The following is a 16,207-nucleotide window of genomic DNA, read 5'->3' as shown; positions in this document are numbered from 1 at the left end:
TTCGCCGCTGACTTCAAAAAGCAAGAGGCTGCTTCGCTCCGCATAGCCGGAGGCTACGCTACGCAGCCCCTTGCTTCACCCGCGCTCTCGCGCAACAACGATCCCGAGGCTCTAGTCGCAACTGGATGACGGTTGGGGGTCACGTCAGGCTGGCCAATCGACGAAGGCCTTAGCAGCAATCTAAGCGTGCCGATTCTCGATAGCGAGGCTGATCCCGGCAAGCCGAGCAAGATTGACATCATCAGCGTTCAAGCGGGGCAAACGATCGGTTCGCTCGATTCGGGCGTGTTCGGCGGCTCGTTCGTCAACATGCCGACCCCGCCGAAATATGATGATGTCACAGGATATGTCACCACCGCTCAGGCGGGCACGTTGCCCGCGCTCAGCGTCGAGTCGACAGGGCCGGTTTTCGCCAGTTTAAAGTTCGATATTGCGAAATTTCTGACCTCGCTTCCCATCCCTGTGCCTATCGGCGCCTCGTTCGACGCCGGTTTCTTGTCGGCCAATATTTCCATCCTTTCCGCGGTGGCAGAAGCGACTGCCGCGCTGGGCCAGCGCGAGACATTCCGCCCCGACGATATCCGGGTCGAGCTCGAACTGTTCAACGAGGACGGTTCAAGCACCGGAAAGATCATTTCAGGCCGCCTTGGCGATAACCCGCAGTTTGACGCCGCCAATGTCGGCTTCGGCCATGTCAAAGCCACTTACACGCTGTTTGGCGCGCTCGAGCAGGCCACCGGGGTTGATCTCGGCGTGTCCCTCAACCTCGGCTTGCTGGAGGGCAGCTTCCATTTCAATGCCCTCGGATTGTCGGCCAGTGCCGGGTTTGGCCCGTTGATCGCTTTGCCCAGTCCCAGTTTCTCGACCGGGTTGATCCCGCTCATCACCGATAGCAAGACGGTCCAATTCGTCTCGTTTGAGCGGATTTACGATATCTATTCGGAAAAGGACCAGTCCGGCACCGACAAATCCGAAACACTGGAAATCCCTCGCTCGCAGACGGAGCCGGTCAGCGGCTATGGCGGGGACGATATCATTCGCGGTTACGATATCACTGCAAACGCGCTTCGTGGCGGAACCGGCAACGACAAGATTTACGGGGCAGGGCTGCAGGATGTGGCGGGCGTAACCCAGCCAATCGATCAGAACGACCGTATGTACGGCGAAACCGGTGATGTCGAGATTTATGGCGGCACCGGCAATGATACCGTCGATGGCGGTTCAGGTTCGGATCTGCTGTTTGGCGGTGCTGGGAACGATATTCTCCATAGCGTCGGGACCGACGGGATCGACCTGCTCGACGGCGGGACGGGCTTCGATACCGCTTACATCGACCGGCAGGGCAGCCTGACCGGATGGCAGTTCAACAGCAGCTATTTCAATCTCGGTGCAGTGACCGGCGTCGATGGAGTCCTCCCCGACGGCACGGTCGTCAAAGGGATCGAGGTTTGGCAAGTGTCGCTTGGCTTTGGTCAAGACTTTGTGATCGGCGGCAGCAACGATGATATCATCAATGGTGGCGCTGGCGATGACGCTCTGAGCGGCGGCGGCGGCGAAGACGTTATCCGCGGCGAGAGCGGAAATGATGAGTTGCGCTGGGATGAGCAGATCATCCGGACCGAAATAAGTTATCTTGGCGAGACCATCTACTTCGTTGACCAGATGAGCGGCGGCGCAGGTCTCGATCGCGCGACGATCAACGTCAGCACCGACAAGGACGTCGCGATAAACCTGAGCGGCGAGGGCGCCTATCTCCCTACCGCTCACGGCGGCATCGGCACTTACAGCGATGATACCGGCAAGATCGATGATGTGAAGATCGATGCCGACAGCGGCTTTTACATTCCGCTGCTGATCGGCAATTTTGAAGACTTTCAGAAGCAGGTCATCAGGCCCGGTTTTTACGATGCGCCGGTCAATGTCGCGCTCAAGCTGCGCACCGATATCGAGAAGCTGAACTTCACCCAGACCGGCTCGGGCGATGTCACCGTCACCGGCGGCTTTCTCGATGACGTGATCAATGCGGGCAGCGGCAATGACTGGATCAACGGCTTGCTTGGCAAGGATGTGATCAACGCGGGCGGCGGCAACGACAAGGTGTTGAACTGGGACAAGGACACCAAGCTTGATGGCGGCGACGGTAGCGACACGCTGGCGATCATGCGGGCCGGAACGACCGGCCAGGCGCTGATCGTCGATTTTGCCCAAAAGGATGCATTGGGCATCGGCCAATTAGAAGACGGCACGAAATTCCAGAACTTCGAACTCCTGACCGTCGATGGCAGCAGCAAGAACGATGTCGTGAAGGGCGGCGGCAAGGCCGACCTCCTCTACGGCAACGGCGGCGATGACCAGCTCGACGGACGCGGCGGCGGAGATCATGTCGATGGCGGGGCCGGGAAAGATATCATCACTGCAAACGAAGGCTTAGGGAAGGGGATCAACAGCTATATTGGCGGCGCTGGCAGCGATACCCTGATCCTAGACTGGAAAGTAGGCACCTTCTCGGTCGGAGTTGGTTTGTCCGGTCCCACCTTCGCTTACGACCCGCTCACGCTTGATCTGTCCGCCATCACTCCCTCTGATCTCGGCAATGGCAGCACGGTATCAGGCTTCGAGCGCGTGATCGTCCACTCCGGCGATGCGAATGATACGATCGTGGGCGGCACCGACTTCGTGAAGGTCGGTACGGTCAGGCGCAGCGGCGCAAATCAAGATACGTTCCTCGGCAGCCTGATCGATACCGGCGGCGGCAACGATACGATCAGTTCGCGCGGAAGCTACGATATCGTCTCGGCCGGTGATGGCAACGATTCCGTCCGCGTCAGCTATGGCAGCGCGAACAGCCGGCTCGATGGCGGCAACGGAAACGATACGCTGATCCTCGATCTCGGCTACAATCCGTCAGAACAGATCTTGGCCGGTGCGCGCAAGTACACCTATGTTTCGAACGAACTCTCACGGTCGTTTACCGTCAAGCAATTCACATTGCCCAACGGCACGGTCTTCACCAATTTCGAATCGGTCAAATTCGAATACGATTCCATCGGCGAACGGCTCAGTACGACCAAACTGACCCCGCTCAATGACATCGCCATCATTCAGCGGGGCGGGAAGGTCAGCGCGGGCGATGGCCACGATCTGCTCAAGCTGCGCGTGGCAGCGCCCGATCCACGCCCCGATCCGCTGGGGCCGATCGCTGATATCCGCGGCGGCAATGGCGGCGATCTGTTCGATATCAACGAACGCGCGGTTCTTGCGGGCGGCGACGGCTTCGATACTGGCCTGCTGCAGTTCGACCACCTCACCGAATCTGTCTTCGCGACGTTCACGCGCGGTGCGGCCTCCATCAGGACCGCCGCTGGCACCTTGATCGCGCAGACCTCGTCGATCGAGGATTCCACAGTTCAGCTCGGCAGCGGCGATGACGGCGGCAAGTTCGGCACAGGCAGCTTCGTCGTCGATTTCGGCACCGGTTTCGACCTCGCCGAAATCAATCAGGGCACGGAAATCTTCGGGAAATTCTACAGCTTTTCGAGCGGGGGCATTGATACAGGCGGCGGCTTCGCCGCAGCAGCGCTCGTAGCCTCCACCGATGCGATCCCCACCGACGTGTTCCCCACCGACGGACCACCTTCTGGCGGCGGCACGTTCCCGGGGGCATCGTCGATCTTCACCGATTTTGCCGGTCTGGAATTGACGAACTTCGAAACTTTGAAGCTCACCTCCGGTTCGGGCGACGACATCATCGATCTTTCATTCGCGCCGCGCGTGTTGAGCGGCAGCACGATCAATGCGGGCGGCGGCAATGACAACGTCATCGGTTCCCAGAGCGCCGATCTTGTGACTGGCGGTCTCGGCGATGATATTCTCAGCGGCGGGTTCGGTGAGGACACCCTGAACGGCGGCGGCGGCAATGATTGGCTTGATGGCGGCGGCGGCGCCGATGTGATGATCGGCGGCGTCGGCGATGACAGTTCCGTCGTCGATGATATCGGCGATGTCGTGCGCGAAGTGCTGGATGCGGGCAAAGACACGGTTGCATCATCGGTCACGTTTACGATCGGCGCCCACGTCGAGGACCTGACCCTGACCGGGACCGCTTCGATTGACGGCAACGGCAGCAGGTTAACCAATGTCCTCACCGGCAATAGCGGCGACAACATCCTTTTCGGGGCCGGCGGCGATGATCGGCTGCTGGGTCTGGACGGCGACGATACGCTGAACGGCGGGACGGGGCAGGACGTGCTGACTGGCGGGCTTGGCGCCGATACCTTCCACTTCGCGTCCAAATCATCGGCATCGCTGGGCAGCACGATGGACATCGTGACCGATTTCAACGGCCGCGAGGGCGACAAGCTCGCCTTCAGCAAGGCGGTGTTCACCGGGCTGGGCTCGATTGGCGGATTGGAAGAAGCTGCATTCCATGCCGGCACCAGTGCGCATGATGCGGACGACCGGATCATATACGATCAGGCAACCGGCAAGGTTTACTATGACGCCGATGGCAATGGCAGGAGTGCGCAAACGCTTTTGGCCACAATCGGCGAAACCGATCACGCCGCGCTGACTTATGCCGATTTCCTGATCATGACCTGATTCGGGAGGTGCAGCTGTCTGGCTTTTCCGGCGGACACCTGCCTGTCACCGCGATTCCTCCGGCGCATCAAGCCAGCCGCCGCCAAGCGCTTTCACCAGTGTCGCATACGTTTCCAGCGCGGCTTGACGGGCCGCTGCGGCGGCGCGGTCGGCATTGCTGTATGCGGTCTGGGCCGCGAGCAGGGCGAGCAGGTCATCCTCGCCCGCCTGATAGCGCTGGCGGGCGAGACCGAGCGATATCTGGCTGGCGGCGCGCGCCGCATCGCGTTCGCGCACGCTCGCGGTTGCGGCGGCGTAGCGGTTGATCGCGGTCTCGCTGTCGGCCAGCGCGGCCAGCACCGCTTTGGTATAGCGGGCAGTAGCCCCATCTGCTCGGGCGCCAGCGGCGCGGATTTGCGCACGCACTTTGCCGGCATCGAAGATCGCCCAGCTCAGCCGCGGGCCAACCGAAAAGCCGAGGCTGTCGTTCGATACCAGATCGCCGGGGCGGCGCGATTGCTGGTTCACGCCGCCGGTCAGGCTGAGCCGGGGATAGAGATTGGCGGTTTCCGCGCCGATATTGGCGGTGGCGGCCGCAAGATCGGCCTCTGCCGCGCGGATATCCGGGCGGCGGCGGAGCATATCGGCGCGCAGGCCCACTGCGACATTGGCCGGGAGCGCGGGCAGCGGGGTCGGGGTCTCGATCAGACCAGTCACCGCATCGGGCGCGCGGGCCGTGAGCAGCGCCAGCTTGAACGCGGCGGCGCGCATGTCTGCCTCCAGCCCCGGGATCGCGGCGGCGGCAGTGCGCGCCTGTTCCTCCGCGCGGGCATCGTCAAAGCGCGCAGCCTCGCCCGCCTGAAAGCGCTGGTGAACAATGCGTGCGGTATCGGCAGCAGACTGCGCATCGGCGCGCACATTGGCCAGCGCGGCCTGGCTCCCGCGCAATTGTGCATAGGTGCGCACGACTTCGGCGACCGTTTGCAGGCGGACATCGGCAGCACGGGCGCGGGCGGCGTCGATCTGGCGATCGGCGCTTTGCACCGCGCGGCGCACGCCCCCCCATAGATCGATTTCCCACGAGGCATCGAAGCCTGCATCGAACAACGAGAAATTGCGGTCGAAGCGCGGGATGTTGGCGGCGGGGAACTGTCCGTTGAGGCTGACCTGTGTTTGCTGCGCCGCGCCGTTCAGCGATGCGCTGGGCAGCGTTCTTGACCCCGTCACGCCGCGCTGCGCGCGCGCCTCGCGTAGCTTCGCCTCAGCTTCGGCGATATCGAGATTGGCGGCGATTGCTTTGTCGATCAGATCGCTGAGCACCGGATCGCCGAGCGCGGCCCACGGCGATAGCTCGGCTGGCGCGGTGTTGGCGGATGATACCCAAGCGGCCGCCTCACCGGGCGTGGCCGGGCGCTTGTAGTCGGGGCCCACAGCCGTGCAGGCAGCAGCGAGCAATGGCAGAGGCAGGAACAGGATCAGGCGGCGCATCGGTTTACTCCAGGCGCGAACGAAACAAGTAGGAAGCGAGGCTGATCGTTACTGCGGCGATCACCAGCATCGGCCAGGTGTTGGCCCAGACATCGGCGGCGGGCATGCCTTTGAGGAACAAGCCCTCGGTCACGATCAGGAAATGCTTGGCCGGGTTGGCCTCGGACACAATCTGCAGGAAGGGCGGAATGTTATCGACCGGCGCGGCATAGCCCGACAGCAGAAAGACCGGCACCGTGAGCGCGAACATGCCCAAAAATGCCTGTTGCTGCGTATTGGCGACCACCGACACCAGAAGGCCGATGCCCGACATGGCGATCAGGAAAACGATCAGCGATAGATAGAACAGCAGCAACGAACCGCGAAACGGCACAGCGAACAGCACCGGGTTGAGCACCACATAAAGTGAGGCATTGGCAAGGCCGATCAGCACCGGAGGCACCATCTTGCCCGCCAGAATCTCCCACACGCGAAAGGGGCTGACCATCAGCTGGTCATAAGTCCCCAGCTCCTTCTCGCGCGCCACCGATTGCGACACGACAGAGGTCGAAGAGACCAACGAAATGATCACCACTAGCGAAGGGATCGTGAACCACAGATAATCGAGGTTAGGATTGAACCAATAGGAGACGTTGGTCCCGCCTTGCGGGGGCGGCGGCCGGGCAATGTGTATATCGGCAGAGACGCCCGCAACGATCCGGTCGATATAGCCGCCGACAATCTGCGCCGCGTTCGATTTGCGCCCGTCAAACACCGCTCCCATCACCGCGCCGCGCCCGGCGCTGACATCGGCAGAGAATTGCGAATCAAAGCGCAGCGCGGCGATCACGGTCTGGGTGTTGATCGCCCGTTCCAGCGCTGCATCGGAATCCAACCGCACGATCCGCTTCACATTGGGGCTGCCGGCGACCCGCTGGATGATCTCGTGGCTCCATTGTCCGCCATCGCGATCAAGCACGCCGATCGTGACGTTCGTCACCTCCAGCGTCGAGGCATAGGCGAATACCAGAAGCTGGATCAGCGGCGGCAGGACCAGCGAAATGCGCGCACGCGGATCGCGCAGGATCGCCCATAGTTCCTTGACGATGATCGCGGTGAGGCGCGGGCCGAGCAGATTGGCGATCATGCGATCCTCCGCCGGGTGGCGCGCACCGCAAGGAAGAAGAACAGCAGGCCAAAGCCGGTCAGCACCGCCATATTGGGTAAAAACAGGCTCCAGTCATCGCCCGCGATGAACACGGTCTGCAATTGCGGGATCAGATATCGCGAGGGCACCAGATAAGTGAGCGCCTGAATAGGCTTGGGCATCGAACTGATTTCAAACAGAAAGCCTGAGAGCAGCATCGTTGGCAGGAAGGCGGAGAGCAGGGCGACCTGGCTGGCGACGAACTGGTTCTTGGTCGCCGCCGAGATCAGCAGCCCCTGACCGAGCGCCGGGAAGAGGAAAGCGCTGGCGATAGCGAACAGCGCGAACGGCGACCCCCGGAACGGCACGCCGAACACGGTGATCGCAATCACGGCACACAACGCCATCGAGACCAGCGCGAGCAGGAAATAGGGCACGACCTTGGTGGCGATAAATTCGCTCATGCCGACCGGCGTGGCCATGATCGCCTCCATCGTGCCGCGTTCCCACTCGCGCGCGATCACAAGCGAGGTCAGCAGCGTTCCGACCATCGTCATGACCACCGCGATGGAGCCGGGAACGAGGAAATAGCGGCTCTTGAGTTCGGGATTGAACCAGAAGCGCGATGCCGTCTGGATCGGGGGTGCTTTCAAGGCAGCGCGATCGCGCGCTCGCGCCGCCGCCCAGGTCGCGCGCACGCCTTCGGCATAGGCCCCGATGAAGCTGGCGGTATTGGGCTGCGATCCGTCGGTGAGCACCTGAATTTCGCCGCCGCCCTTCGCGACCTGCCGCCCGAAGCCATCGGGGATCACGATGATGCCGCGAATGCGCCCCGCGATCATTTCCGGGGCCAACTGGCTTACGGTGCCGGTCTGCTCGACATCAAACCAGTTCGAGCTTTGGAAGCTGCCGGCAAGGCTCTTGGCGGCGCCGCTGTTGTCCTGCAGCGACAATCCCACCCGGCTGCGCGCGGTATCGAGATTGACGCCGTAGCCGAACAGAAACAGCAGCAGCATGGGCAAGACAAAGGCGATCAGGAAGGTCGAAGGGTCGCGCACGATCTGCAGGCTTTCCTTGACCAGCATCGCGCCGAAGCGGCGGGGATTGAACGGATCGCTCATGCCGCTTCGCGCTCCATGTCCGAGGCTTCGATGAGCGCGATGAAGGCGTCTTCCATCGTCGCGTCGGCTCCATCAGAGCCTGCGCCCGCCTGTGCTTTGAGCTCATCCGGCGTGCCGGTGGCGATCTGCCGCGCGCGGTAGATCAAGGTCGCGCGGTCGCAATACTCTGCCTCGTCCATGAAATGCGTGGTGACCAGCACCGTCACGCCCTGTTCGACCAGCCCGTTGATGTGGGTCCAGAATTCGCGCCGCACGATCGGATCGACACCCGAGGTTGGCTCGTCAAGAAACAGCACCGGCGGCTGGTGGAGCACCGCGCAGGCGAGCGCCAGCCGCTGCTTGAAGCCCAGCGGCATCGTGCCCGCGTTGTCGCCGAGATAGCGCTGAAGGTGGAAAATCTCGATCGCCCGCTCGATCGCCTCGCGCGCGTCGCCGCCGCGCAAACTATAAGTTCCGGCAAAGAAGTTGAGGTTCTGCCGCACCGACAGATCGCCATAGAGCGAGAATTTCTGCGCCATATAGCCCAGCGACTGGCGCGCATCGGCCTTGGCATGGCGCAGATCAAAGCCTGCGACCGCGCCATTGCCTTCGCTGGGCGTGAGCAGGCCGCACAGCATCTTGAACGTGGTGGATTTGCCCGCGCCATTGGGGCCGAGCAGCCCGAAGATCTGCCCGCGCGGCACCGTGAAGCTGATATGATCGGCCGCAGTGAAATCGCCGAAACGCCGGGTCAGCTTATCCGCAATAATCGCTGGCGCGTCGGTCGCCGGGATCGTCCGATAGTGTTCGGCAAGCTGAGACGTGCCGGTGGGACCGCCGCCGAGCAGATCGATGAACGCATCCTCAAAGCGGGGGCGGGCAGGGGTGAACTGCACTTCCGCGCCCAGCCCAAGCGCCGCAGGGCTGGGCGCGCTCGCACCGGCTTTGAGCATCAGGCGCAAGGCATCGCCCTGCACCGTGCCGTCGATGATCGCCGGATCGTCGAGCGCGTGCTGCAATATCACTCGTCGCCCTTCGCTCGGCACCGCAATCCGGATCACGCGGTCGCTGACTTTATCGGTCAATGCCTGCGGCGGACCGTCATAAAGGCGCTTGCCCTCGCTGAGCAGGGTAACGGTATCGCATTTTTCGGCTTCGTCGAGATAGGCGGTCGACCACAGCACGCCGATGCCGTCGCCCGCCAGATCCTTGACCATCTGCCACAGCTCGCGGCGCGACACCGGATCGACGCCGACACCCGGCTCGTCGAGCAGCAGCAATCTCGGCGCGCGCACCATCGCACAGGCGAGGCCAAGTTTTTGCTTCATGCCGCCCGAAAGCTTGCCCGCCAGCCGGTCCGAGAAGCGCTTCAAGTCGGTGAAATCGAGCAGCCGGTCGAAATTGGCCTGCCGCTCTTCGGGCGGAAGCCCGCGCAGATCGGCATAGAGCCGGAGGTTTTCGATTACGGTCAGGTCTTCATAAAGGCCGAAGCGCTGCGGCATATAGCCGATCATGCTGCGGTCGGTGGCGGTCGCGGGCAGCCCGAACACCGTGGCTTCGCCCGAATCGGGATCGATCAGGCCGGCAAGAATGCGGATCAGGGTGGTCTTGCCCGCGCCATCGGGGCCGACAAGGCCGGTCATCCGGCCTTGCTCAATGGCGATGGACACCCCGTCGAGCGCTGCCGTTTCCTGTCCGGCAAAGCGCTTGGTCAGGGCAGTAGCGGTGGCAACCGCGCCGGCCATGTCAGTTCTTCGCTTGGGGGCGGGCGCCGGGGATCGTAACGGTAACCGGCGCGCCCTGGCGCAGCGCATCGTCGGGATCGGTGACGATGATGCGCACGCGGTAGACCAGATCGGTTCGCAGCGCCTCGGTCTGGACGGTCTTGGGGGTGAACTCGGCGGTCGAGGCAATGTTGCCGATGGTGCCATGATAGGCCTTGGGATTGCCGTCCGTCGTTACCGTCACCGCCATGCCCGGTGCGATGCGGCTGAGATCGGGCTCGGGGATATAGGCGCGCACGCGCATCGGCCGGTCGATGGTTAGCGTCAGCACGGTCTCGCCGGGCTGCACGATTGCGCCGGGTTCGCGCGCGCGGGTCAGGATCGTGCCGGCATTGGGCGCTCGGAGCGCCGCGTCATTGAGATCGGTCGCCGCCTTGGCGGCTTGCGCCTCGGCTTGTCGGCGCTGGGCGGCGGCGGCGGCGATATCCTCGGCCCGCGCACCGGCGCGTTGCAGCGAGAGCGCCTGCTGGGCCGCGCTCACTTGCGCCTGCGCCGAGCGGAATTTGGCGGTGCTGGCGTCAAACAGGGCCTGGCTGACGGCGCCAGACTTCACCAGATCGGCACGGCGCTCGTATTCTTCCTTCGTACTGGCGAGGCTCGCCTGCGCATCGGCAAGTTTGGCCTGAGCCTGCGCGATGTCCTGCGGCCGGTTGCCGTTGCGGCGCTTGTCGAGCTCGGCCCCGGCGACCGCGATCTGCGCCTGCGCGGCGCTGAGCTGGTCTTGTAGCGGGGCGGGATCGAGCCGGGCGAGGACCGTGCCTTGGGGCACCCGCGCACCTTCTTCGAACGGCATCGCTGCGATCCGGCCCGAGACACGAAAACCCAGATCGACCTGGCGGATGTCGACATTGCCATAAAGCGTCAGCGTGCCTTCATTGACGCCACCTAACAGGCCGAAGCCGCGGGTCGCGATCCCGGCGATGAGCAGCGCGGCGAGCGCGGCAATTCCAAAAATGCGGCGGCGGTTCATGCGGCGTCTCCGGCTTGCAACTGGTCGAGAATGGCATCGAGATTGGTGGTGATCGTGCGGATGATCGTGGCGGTTTCGGCCGGACCGATCGCGTTCCAGCCCATGCCGGTCATCACCGTGGCCCGCGCGACGCGAAACACCAGCACCTGTCCCAGCAGCGTCATTGTTAGGACGCGGGCGTCCGCATCGCTCATCCGTCCGCCCGCGACGCGCGCGACCAGAGCGCTGAGACGATCGAGCATCTGGCCCATCACGCCGCTGTAAAGGCGCGTAAAGGCCTCGGTCGGGTCGGCCTGCTCGCGCACGATGAAGCGCGACATCGCTGCCGTGTCATCGTGCAGCATGACCATGGTCATGCCGCCGATCATTGCATGGATGGCGGCACGCGCTGCGGCGATGTCGCCATCGTCACCGCACAACTGCGCGGCACGCTCTAGCGTGGGTGCGATCTGCGTATGCATGTGCGCGGCGATGTGATCGGCGGCGGCGAGGTACAGCCCCTCTTTGCCGCCGAAGTGATAGGTGATCGACGACATCAACGTGTCGGCGTCGCGCGCAATCGCCCGTGTGCTCGCGCCCTCCAGCCCTAGGCGGCCGAAGTGGTCAATGGCGACATCGAGCAAGCGCGAATCGGCGGATGGTGGTGACATAACTCCAATTCATTCATTCGAACGAATTAGTCAATCGGGCAGGGATGCTTTTCAGCGGGCGTGCCGATCGAAACTCAGCCCAGCACGCGCAGCACGAGCGCATGCGCTGCTCCGCGCAGCGTTGCGGCTAGGCTGCTGAGCGCTTCGGCGGTGGCAGCGGCACCCACTTTGGTGACCGAGATCGCCGCGCAGACCGTGCCATCGGCCGTGAGCAGCGGGACGGCGACGCATTGCAGCGAAGGCGCGATCTCCTCGTCATCGATCGCAAAGCCGCGCGCCCGCGTCGCCGCCAGTTCGGTTCGCAGTAATTCCGGGTCGGTGATCGTTTTGGGCGTCAAGGCGGTGAACGGGCCGTCGGCCAGATAGCGCTCGCGCTCCGCTTCGCCCAGATACGCCAGCAAGACTTTACCGATCCCCGAGCAATAGGCCTCCAGCTGCTTGCCTTCCTGCGTGAACAGCTGCTCGCCAGCAGAGCCGACTTTGACCAGATATGTCACCATATCGTTCTCCAGCACCCCCAAATGCGCGGTGCCCTTGGCCGACCGGGCCAGTTGATGCAGCATTGGCCGCGCCGCGCGGACCAGCGTGGCAAGCGGATCGACCGCAGTGCCGAGCTTGATCAGGCGCGGCCCCGCGACATGGAGGCCCTTGGCGATCGGGGTCAGGTAGCCTTGCGCGATCAGCGTGCGCACCTGCCGGTGCGCGGTCGCATGCGGCAATCCCGTCGCTTCCGCGAGGGAGCGCACATTATGCGCGCCGCCATCGGCCACGATGGCTTCCAGAAAATCGAGCGTGCGCGCGACCGCGCCAATAGGGGGTGTTCCTGATCTCATATCATGAGATATAATCAAAACCGCCTGTGGAGCAATTCGCGCTTCCGGGCTAAGGCGAGATTGGAATTGGTAAGGATCGTTAGATGGCAACCACAAGCACTGTGTCGCATGTCGAGCTCGCCGCAAGGCTGCGCGCGGCCTATGCTGGTGGCACCGTGCCGCCGCTGCGCGATGGGCTGGAGCCGGTCGATGCCGATGGTGCCTATGCGGTTCAGGCGATCAATACGCGCATCTGGCAGGAATCCGGGCGGCGCATCATCGGCCGCAAAATTGGTTTGACGGCAAAATCGGTGCAGGCCCAGCTTGGGGTCGGTCAGCCCGATTTCGGGGTGTTGTTTGATGACATGCAGATCGCCGATGGCGGATCGCTCTCCCCCGCGCGCGTGATCCAGCCCAAGGCCGAAGCCGAGATCGCACTTATCCTCGGGGCTGATCTCGATGCCAAGGTGATCTCCCGCGCGATGGTGGAGGCAGCGACCGCGCAAGCCGTCGCGGCCATCGAGATCGTCGATAGCCGGATTGCCGACTGGAAGATCACCTTTGCCGATACCGTTGCCGACAATGGTTCCTCCGGCCTGTTCGTGCTCGGCGGCGAGCGCAGGCCGCTGGCAGGCCTCGATCTGTGGACCTGCGGCATGGTGCTTGAAGTCAATGACGCGGTGGTCTCGCTTGGTGCTGGCGCTGCCTGCCTCGGCCATCCCCTCAACGCCGCTGTCTGGCTGGCGCAAACCCTCGCCGATCGGGGCGAACCGCTGCGCGCGGGCGATGTGCTGCTCACCGGCGCGCTGGGGCCGATGGTAACGATCCATCCCGGCGATCATGTCCGCGCGACGATTGGCGGGCTCGGTTCTGCCTCCTTCACGTTCGCGCAGGGTTAAGCCGCATGGCCAAGACCAAAGTGGCGATCATCGGATCGGGCAACATCGGCACCGACCTCATGATCAAGATCATTCGTCTTTCGCAAACGCTTGAAATGGCGGCATTCGTCGGCATCGACCCGGACTCTGACGGTCTAAAGCGGGCGGCGCAACTGGGCGTGCCGGTCACTGCCGACGGGATCGATGGGCTGGTGGCGATGCCCGGCTTTGCCGGCATCAAAATCGTCTTCGACGCGACCTCGGCAGGCGCGCACCGGCATCATAACAGCGTGCTTCAGGCGCATGGCAAGCGTGTGATCGATCTCACGCCAGCAGCCATCGGCCCTTACACGATCCCCCCGGTCAATGGCCTCGACCATCTCGATGCGCCCAATGTCAATATGGTGACATGCGGCGGTCAGGCGACGATCCCGATTGTCGCGGCGGTGGGCCGGGTGACCAAAGTGCGTTACGGCGAGATTGTCGCTTCGATTGCCTCGAAGAGTGCGGGGCCGGGCACACGCGCCAATATCGACGAATTTACCGAGACCACCAGCCAGGCCATCGTCGCGGTCGGCGGGGCGGAGCGCGGCAAGGCCATCATCGTGCTCAATCCCGCCGAGCCGCCGCTGATCATGCGCGACACTGTCTATTGCCTGACCGACGAAGCCGATCAGGACGCCATCACTGCCAGCATCGAGGCGATGGTCGCCGAGGTGCAGACCTATGTGCCCGGTTACCGGCTGAAGCAGGCGGTGCAGTTTGAGCATGTCGGATCGAACCGGCCCTTGCGCATTCCCGAAATGGCCGAAACCGGGCAGACCGAGTTCACGGGGCTCAAGGTGACCGTGTTCCTCGAAGTAGAAGGCGCGGCGCACTATCTTCCCGCTTATGCCGGAAATCTCGACATCATGACCTCGGCTGCGCTGCGCACCGCCGAACGCATCGCAGAACGTATGGAAGGGCGCTTGGCCGCTCTGCCGGAGGCCGCCCGATGACTTTTGATCCGGCCACGCAGAAACTTTACATTCAGGACGTGACCCTGCGCGACGGGATGCACGCGATCCGTCATCAATATGGCCTCGATCATGTGCAAGCGATTGCCCGCGCGCTCGATCTGGCCAAAGTCGATGCCATTGAGGTGGCGCATGGCGATGGCTTGCAAGGCTCCTCATTCAATTACGGTTTTGGCGCGCATACCGATTGGGACTGGATCGGCGCAGTTGCCGAAGTCCTCGAACACAGCGTGCTGACCACGCTGCTGCTGCCCGGCATCGGCACAGTGCACGATCTGAAGCGCGCTTATGATCTGGGTGTCCGTTCGGTCCGCATCGCAACGCATTGCACCGAGGCCGATGTTTCGAAACAGCATATCGAGGCGGCGCGGGCGCTGGGCATGGATGTCTCGGGCTTCTTGATGATGAGCCACATGTCCGCGCCCGAACCGCTGGCGCAGCAGGCCTTGCTGATGGAAAGCTACGGGGCGCACTGCGTATACGTTACCGATAGCGGCGGCGCGATGAACATGGACGATTATGCCGCGCGGCTGCAAGCCTATGACCGCGTGCTGAAGCCCGAGACGCAGCGCGGTGTCCATGCGCACCATAACCTGTCGCTAGGCGTAGCCAATTCCATCGTTGGGGCCCAAAACGGCGCCATGCGGATTGACGCATCGCTCGCCGGGATGGGGGCAGGGGCGGGCAATGCCCCGCTGGAGGTGTTCATCGCCGCCGCAGACCGTCTCGGCTGGCACCATGGCTGCGATTTGTTTGCGCTGATGGATGCGGCCGAGGACCTTGTCCGCCCGCTACAGGACCGGCCAGTGCGGGTCGACCGCGAAACCCTCACGCTGGGTTATGCTGGCGTTTATTCAAGCTTCCTGCGCCACGCCGAAAAGGCGGCGGCTGAGCACGGAGTCGATACCCGCGCGATTCTGGTCGAGCTGGGGCGCCGCAAGATGGTGGGCGGACAGGAAGACATGATCGTCGATGTCGCGCTCGATATGCTGAAACGATAGCGTGAGAGCCGCCGCCCGAAGGCGGGCGGTTCTAGCGCTTGTCGAGCACGATCACTGGATAGTGCCACAGCCGCGCCGCCAAGCCCGGGGCGATCCGCTCGAACGATTCTGCGGCTTTGAAGAAGCCGCGTGCCAGAGACGGGGTCTTCAATGCCGACGTCGCCATCCGGCTGCCGATTGCCTCCCACGGCAGCAGGCTGATCGAAGCAGTATCCTTGAACCTGTTCCACCAGCCGAGAGGATGGGCGTGATAATAAAGTTGCGGCGTGCTCTGGGGCTTGTTGCCTTTAATCCGCCGGATCAACTCGCCCGGCAGCGTGAACACAGAGCGTGGGTTGGCATAAATTACCACGACCCGTCCGCCGGATTTGGTCAGCCGCAGCATCTGGCGAATGGCCTTTTCCAGAAAATCGCGATCAATATGATAGACGACATGGGCGGAGAATACCGAGTCCGCCGCACCATCGGGCAGATCGCAATCAACGATCGACTGGAGCAGGACTTCGCCGGAATCGCCAAGCTTGGATTGCGCGATATCAAGCGCGAGTTGCGAGATATCGAGGCAGACGACGCGCTGATATTGGGAGGCAAGCTGGATGTGGGTGCTGGGCATATCGCCGCAGCCTACGAAGACAAGCGATCCTGATCGTCCAGCTAATGTCGCCAGCGTCCTTTCGGCAACGATCTTGCTATAGGGTTCGTGTCCCTCGGGGTGTTCCCCGTCAGCACCAATGGCACAGATTTGAGGTTGTGATTTAAGGAGTGTTGGGGCTTCGTCGTAGTGACGAAGGAACGAAGATGAAG

Annotated in this window: 12 protein-coding genes; 4 read left to right on the top strand and 8 right to left on the bottom strand. The window is 63.0% G+C overall.

The genetic code is table 11. The features are described 5' to 3' along the window. Window positions 1–186: 186 nt before the first annotated feature. Window positions 187–4,599 carry a hypothetical protein gene (locus Q0O40_RS10905; protein WP_295529542.1) on the top strand — a complete coding sequence of 1,471 codons (4,413 nt, stop codon included), beginning with the start codon at window positions 187–189 and terminating at the stop codon, window positions 4,597–4,599. A 45-nt stretch (window positions 4,600–4,644) separates the two neighbouring features. On the opposite strand, the gene Q0O40_RS10900 is transcribed toward Q0O40_RS10905, so the two are convergent. The 7 genes from Q0O40_RS10900 to Q0O40_RS10870 all read right to left on the bottom strand — a co-directional run bounded on the left by Q0O40_RS10900 (window position 4,645) and on the right by Q0O40_RS10870 (window position 12,529). Beyond that, complete coding sequence (locus Q0O40_RS10900) at window positions 4,645–6,066, bottom strand: efflux transporter outer membrane subunit (RefSeq protein ID WP_295529540.1); 1,422 nt, start codon at window positions 6,064–6,066, stop codon at window positions 4,645–4,647. A gap of 4 nt (window positions 6,067–6,070) precedes the next feature. Continuing rightward, entirely contained in the window at window positions 6,071–7,192 is a 1,122-nt protein-coding gene (locus Q0O40_RS10895) for an ABC transporter permease (RefSeq protein WP_295529539.1), read from the bottom strand. Next, window positions 7,189–8,313 carry an ABC transporter permease gene (locus Q0O40_RS10890; protein ID WP_295529537.1) on the bottom strand — a complete coding sequence of 375 codons (1,125 nt, stop codon included), beginning with the start codon at window positions 8,311–8,313 and terminating at the stop codon, window positions 7,189–7,191. Before Q0O40_RS10890 ends, Q0O40_RS10895 begins: the two co-directional genes overlap by 4 nt. Next, the gene (locus tag Q0O40_RS10885) at window positions 8,310–10,037 is read right to left on the bottom strand and encodes an ATP-binding cassette domain-containing protein (RefSeq protein WP_295529535.1); all 1,728 of its coding nucleotides are present in this window, start codon (window positions 10,035–10,037) and stop codon (window positions 8,310–8,312) included. Before Q0O40_RS10885 ends, Q0O40_RS10890 begins: the two co-directional genes overlap by 4 nt. A gap of 1 nt (window position 10,038) precedes the next feature. Beyond that, window positions 10,039–11,046: an HlyD family efflux transporter periplasmic adaptor subunit gene (locus Q0O40_RS10880; RefSeq protein WP_295529533.1), complete on the bottom strand. Its 1,008-nt coding sequence runs from the start codon at window positions 11,044–11,046 to the stop codon at window positions 10,039–10,041. Beyond that, entirely contained in the window at window positions 11,043–11,696 is a 654-nt protein-coding gene (locus tag Q0O40_RS10875) for a CerR family C-terminal domain-containing protein (RefSeq protein WP_295529532.1), read from the bottom strand. The genes Q0O40_RS10880 and Q0O40_RS10875 overlap by 4 nt, the downstream gene beginning before the upstream one ends. A gap of 74 nt (window positions 11,697–11,770) precedes the next feature. Next, on the bottom strand, window positions 11,771–12,529 hold the full coding sequence (locus Q0O40_RS10870) for an IclR family transcriptional regulator (RefSeq protein ID WP_295529530.1): 759 nt from the start codon (window positions 12,527–12,529) through the stop codon (window positions 11,771–11,773). 83 nt (window positions 12,530–12,612) lie between these two features. Between Q0O40_RS10870 and Q0O40_RS10865 the strand changes: the two genes are divergently transcribed. Genes Q0O40_RS10865 through dmpG form a run of 3 tightly spaced genes read left to right on the top strand, consistent with a single transcriptional unit; the run spans window position 12,613 to window position 15,403 of the window. Further along, entirely contained in the window at window positions 12,613–13,407 is a 795-nt protein-coding gene (locus tag Q0O40_RS10865; protein ID WP_295529528.1) for a fumarylacetoacetate hydrolase family protein, read from the top strand. A 5-nt stretch (window positions 13,408–13,412) separates the two neighbouring features. Then, window positions 13,413–14,384 carry an acetaldehyde dehydrogenase (acetylating) gene (locus Q0O40_RS10860; protein WP_295529526.1) on the top strand — a complete coding sequence of 324 codons (972 nt, stop codon included), beginning with the start codon at window positions 13,413–13,415 and terminating at the stop codon, window positions 14,382–14,384. After that, window positions 14,381–15,403, top strand: a complete 1,023-nt coding sequence (gene dmpG, locus Q0O40_RS10855) for a 4-hydroxy-2-oxovalerate aldolase (RefSeq protein ID WP_295529524.1) — start codon at window positions 14,381–14,383, stop codon at window positions 15,401–15,403. The genes Q0O40_RS10860 and dmpG overlap by 4 nt, the downstream gene beginning before the upstream one ends. A 31-nt stretch (window positions 15,404–15,434) precedes the next feature. On the opposite strand, the gene Q0O40_RS10850 is transcribed toward dmpG, so the two are convergent. Then, window positions 15,435–16,207: class I SAM-dependent methyltransferase (locus Q0O40_RS10850; protein ID WP_295529522.1), on the bottom strand; the 773-nt coding region annotated here is incomplete at its 5' end.

The organism is Novosphingobium sp. Chol11 (genome assembly GCF_945870625.1).
In the GTDB taxonomy this organism is placed as follows: Bacteria; Pseudomonadota; Alphaproteobacteria; order Sphingomonadales; family Sphingomonadaceae; genus Novosphingobium.
This window is presented reverse-complemented; position numbering and strand designations above follow the sequence as displayed.

Coding starts and splice junctions, on each gene's coding strand:
- dmpG (WP_295529524.1), top strand. CDS start 14,381: ATGACTTTTGATCCGGCCACGCAGAAACTTTACATTCAGGACGTGACC.
- Q0O40_RS10865 (WP_295529528.1), top strand. CDS start 12,613: ATGGCAACCACAAGCACTGTGTCGCATGTCGAGCTCGCCGCAAGGCTG.
- Q0O40_RS10860 (WP_295529526.1), top strand. CDS start 13,413: ATGGCCAAGACCAAAGTGGCGATCATCGGATCGGGCAACATCGGCACC.
- Q0O40_RS10885 (WP_295529535.1), bottom strand. CDS start 10,037: ATGGCCGGCGCGGTTGCCACCGCTACTGCCCTGACCAAGCGCTTTGCC.
- Q0O40_RS10875 (WP_295529532.1), bottom strand. CDS start 11,696: ATGTCACCACCATCCGCCGATTCGCGCTTGCTCGATGTCGCCATTGAC.
- Q0O40_RS10880 (WP_295529533.1), bottom strand. CDS start 11,046: ATGAACCGCCGCCGCATTTTTGGAATTGCCGCGCTCGCCGCGCTGCTC.
- Q0O40_RS10870 (WP_295529530.1), bottom strand. CDS start 12,529: ATGAGATCAGGAACACCCCCTATTGGCGCGGTCGCGCGCACGCTCGAT.
- Q0O40_RS10900 (WP_295529540.1), bottom strand. CDS start 6,066: ATGCGCCGCCTGATCCTGTTCCTGCCTCTGCCATTGCTCGCTGCTGCC.
- Q0O40_RS10895 (WP_295529539.1), bottom strand. CDS start 7,192: ATGATCGCCAATCTGCTCGGCCCGCGCCTCACCGCGATCATCGTCAAG.
- Q0O40_RS10890 (WP_295529537.1), bottom strand. CDS start 8,313: ATGAGCGATCCGTTCAATCCCCGCCGCTTCGGCGCGATGCTGGTCAAG.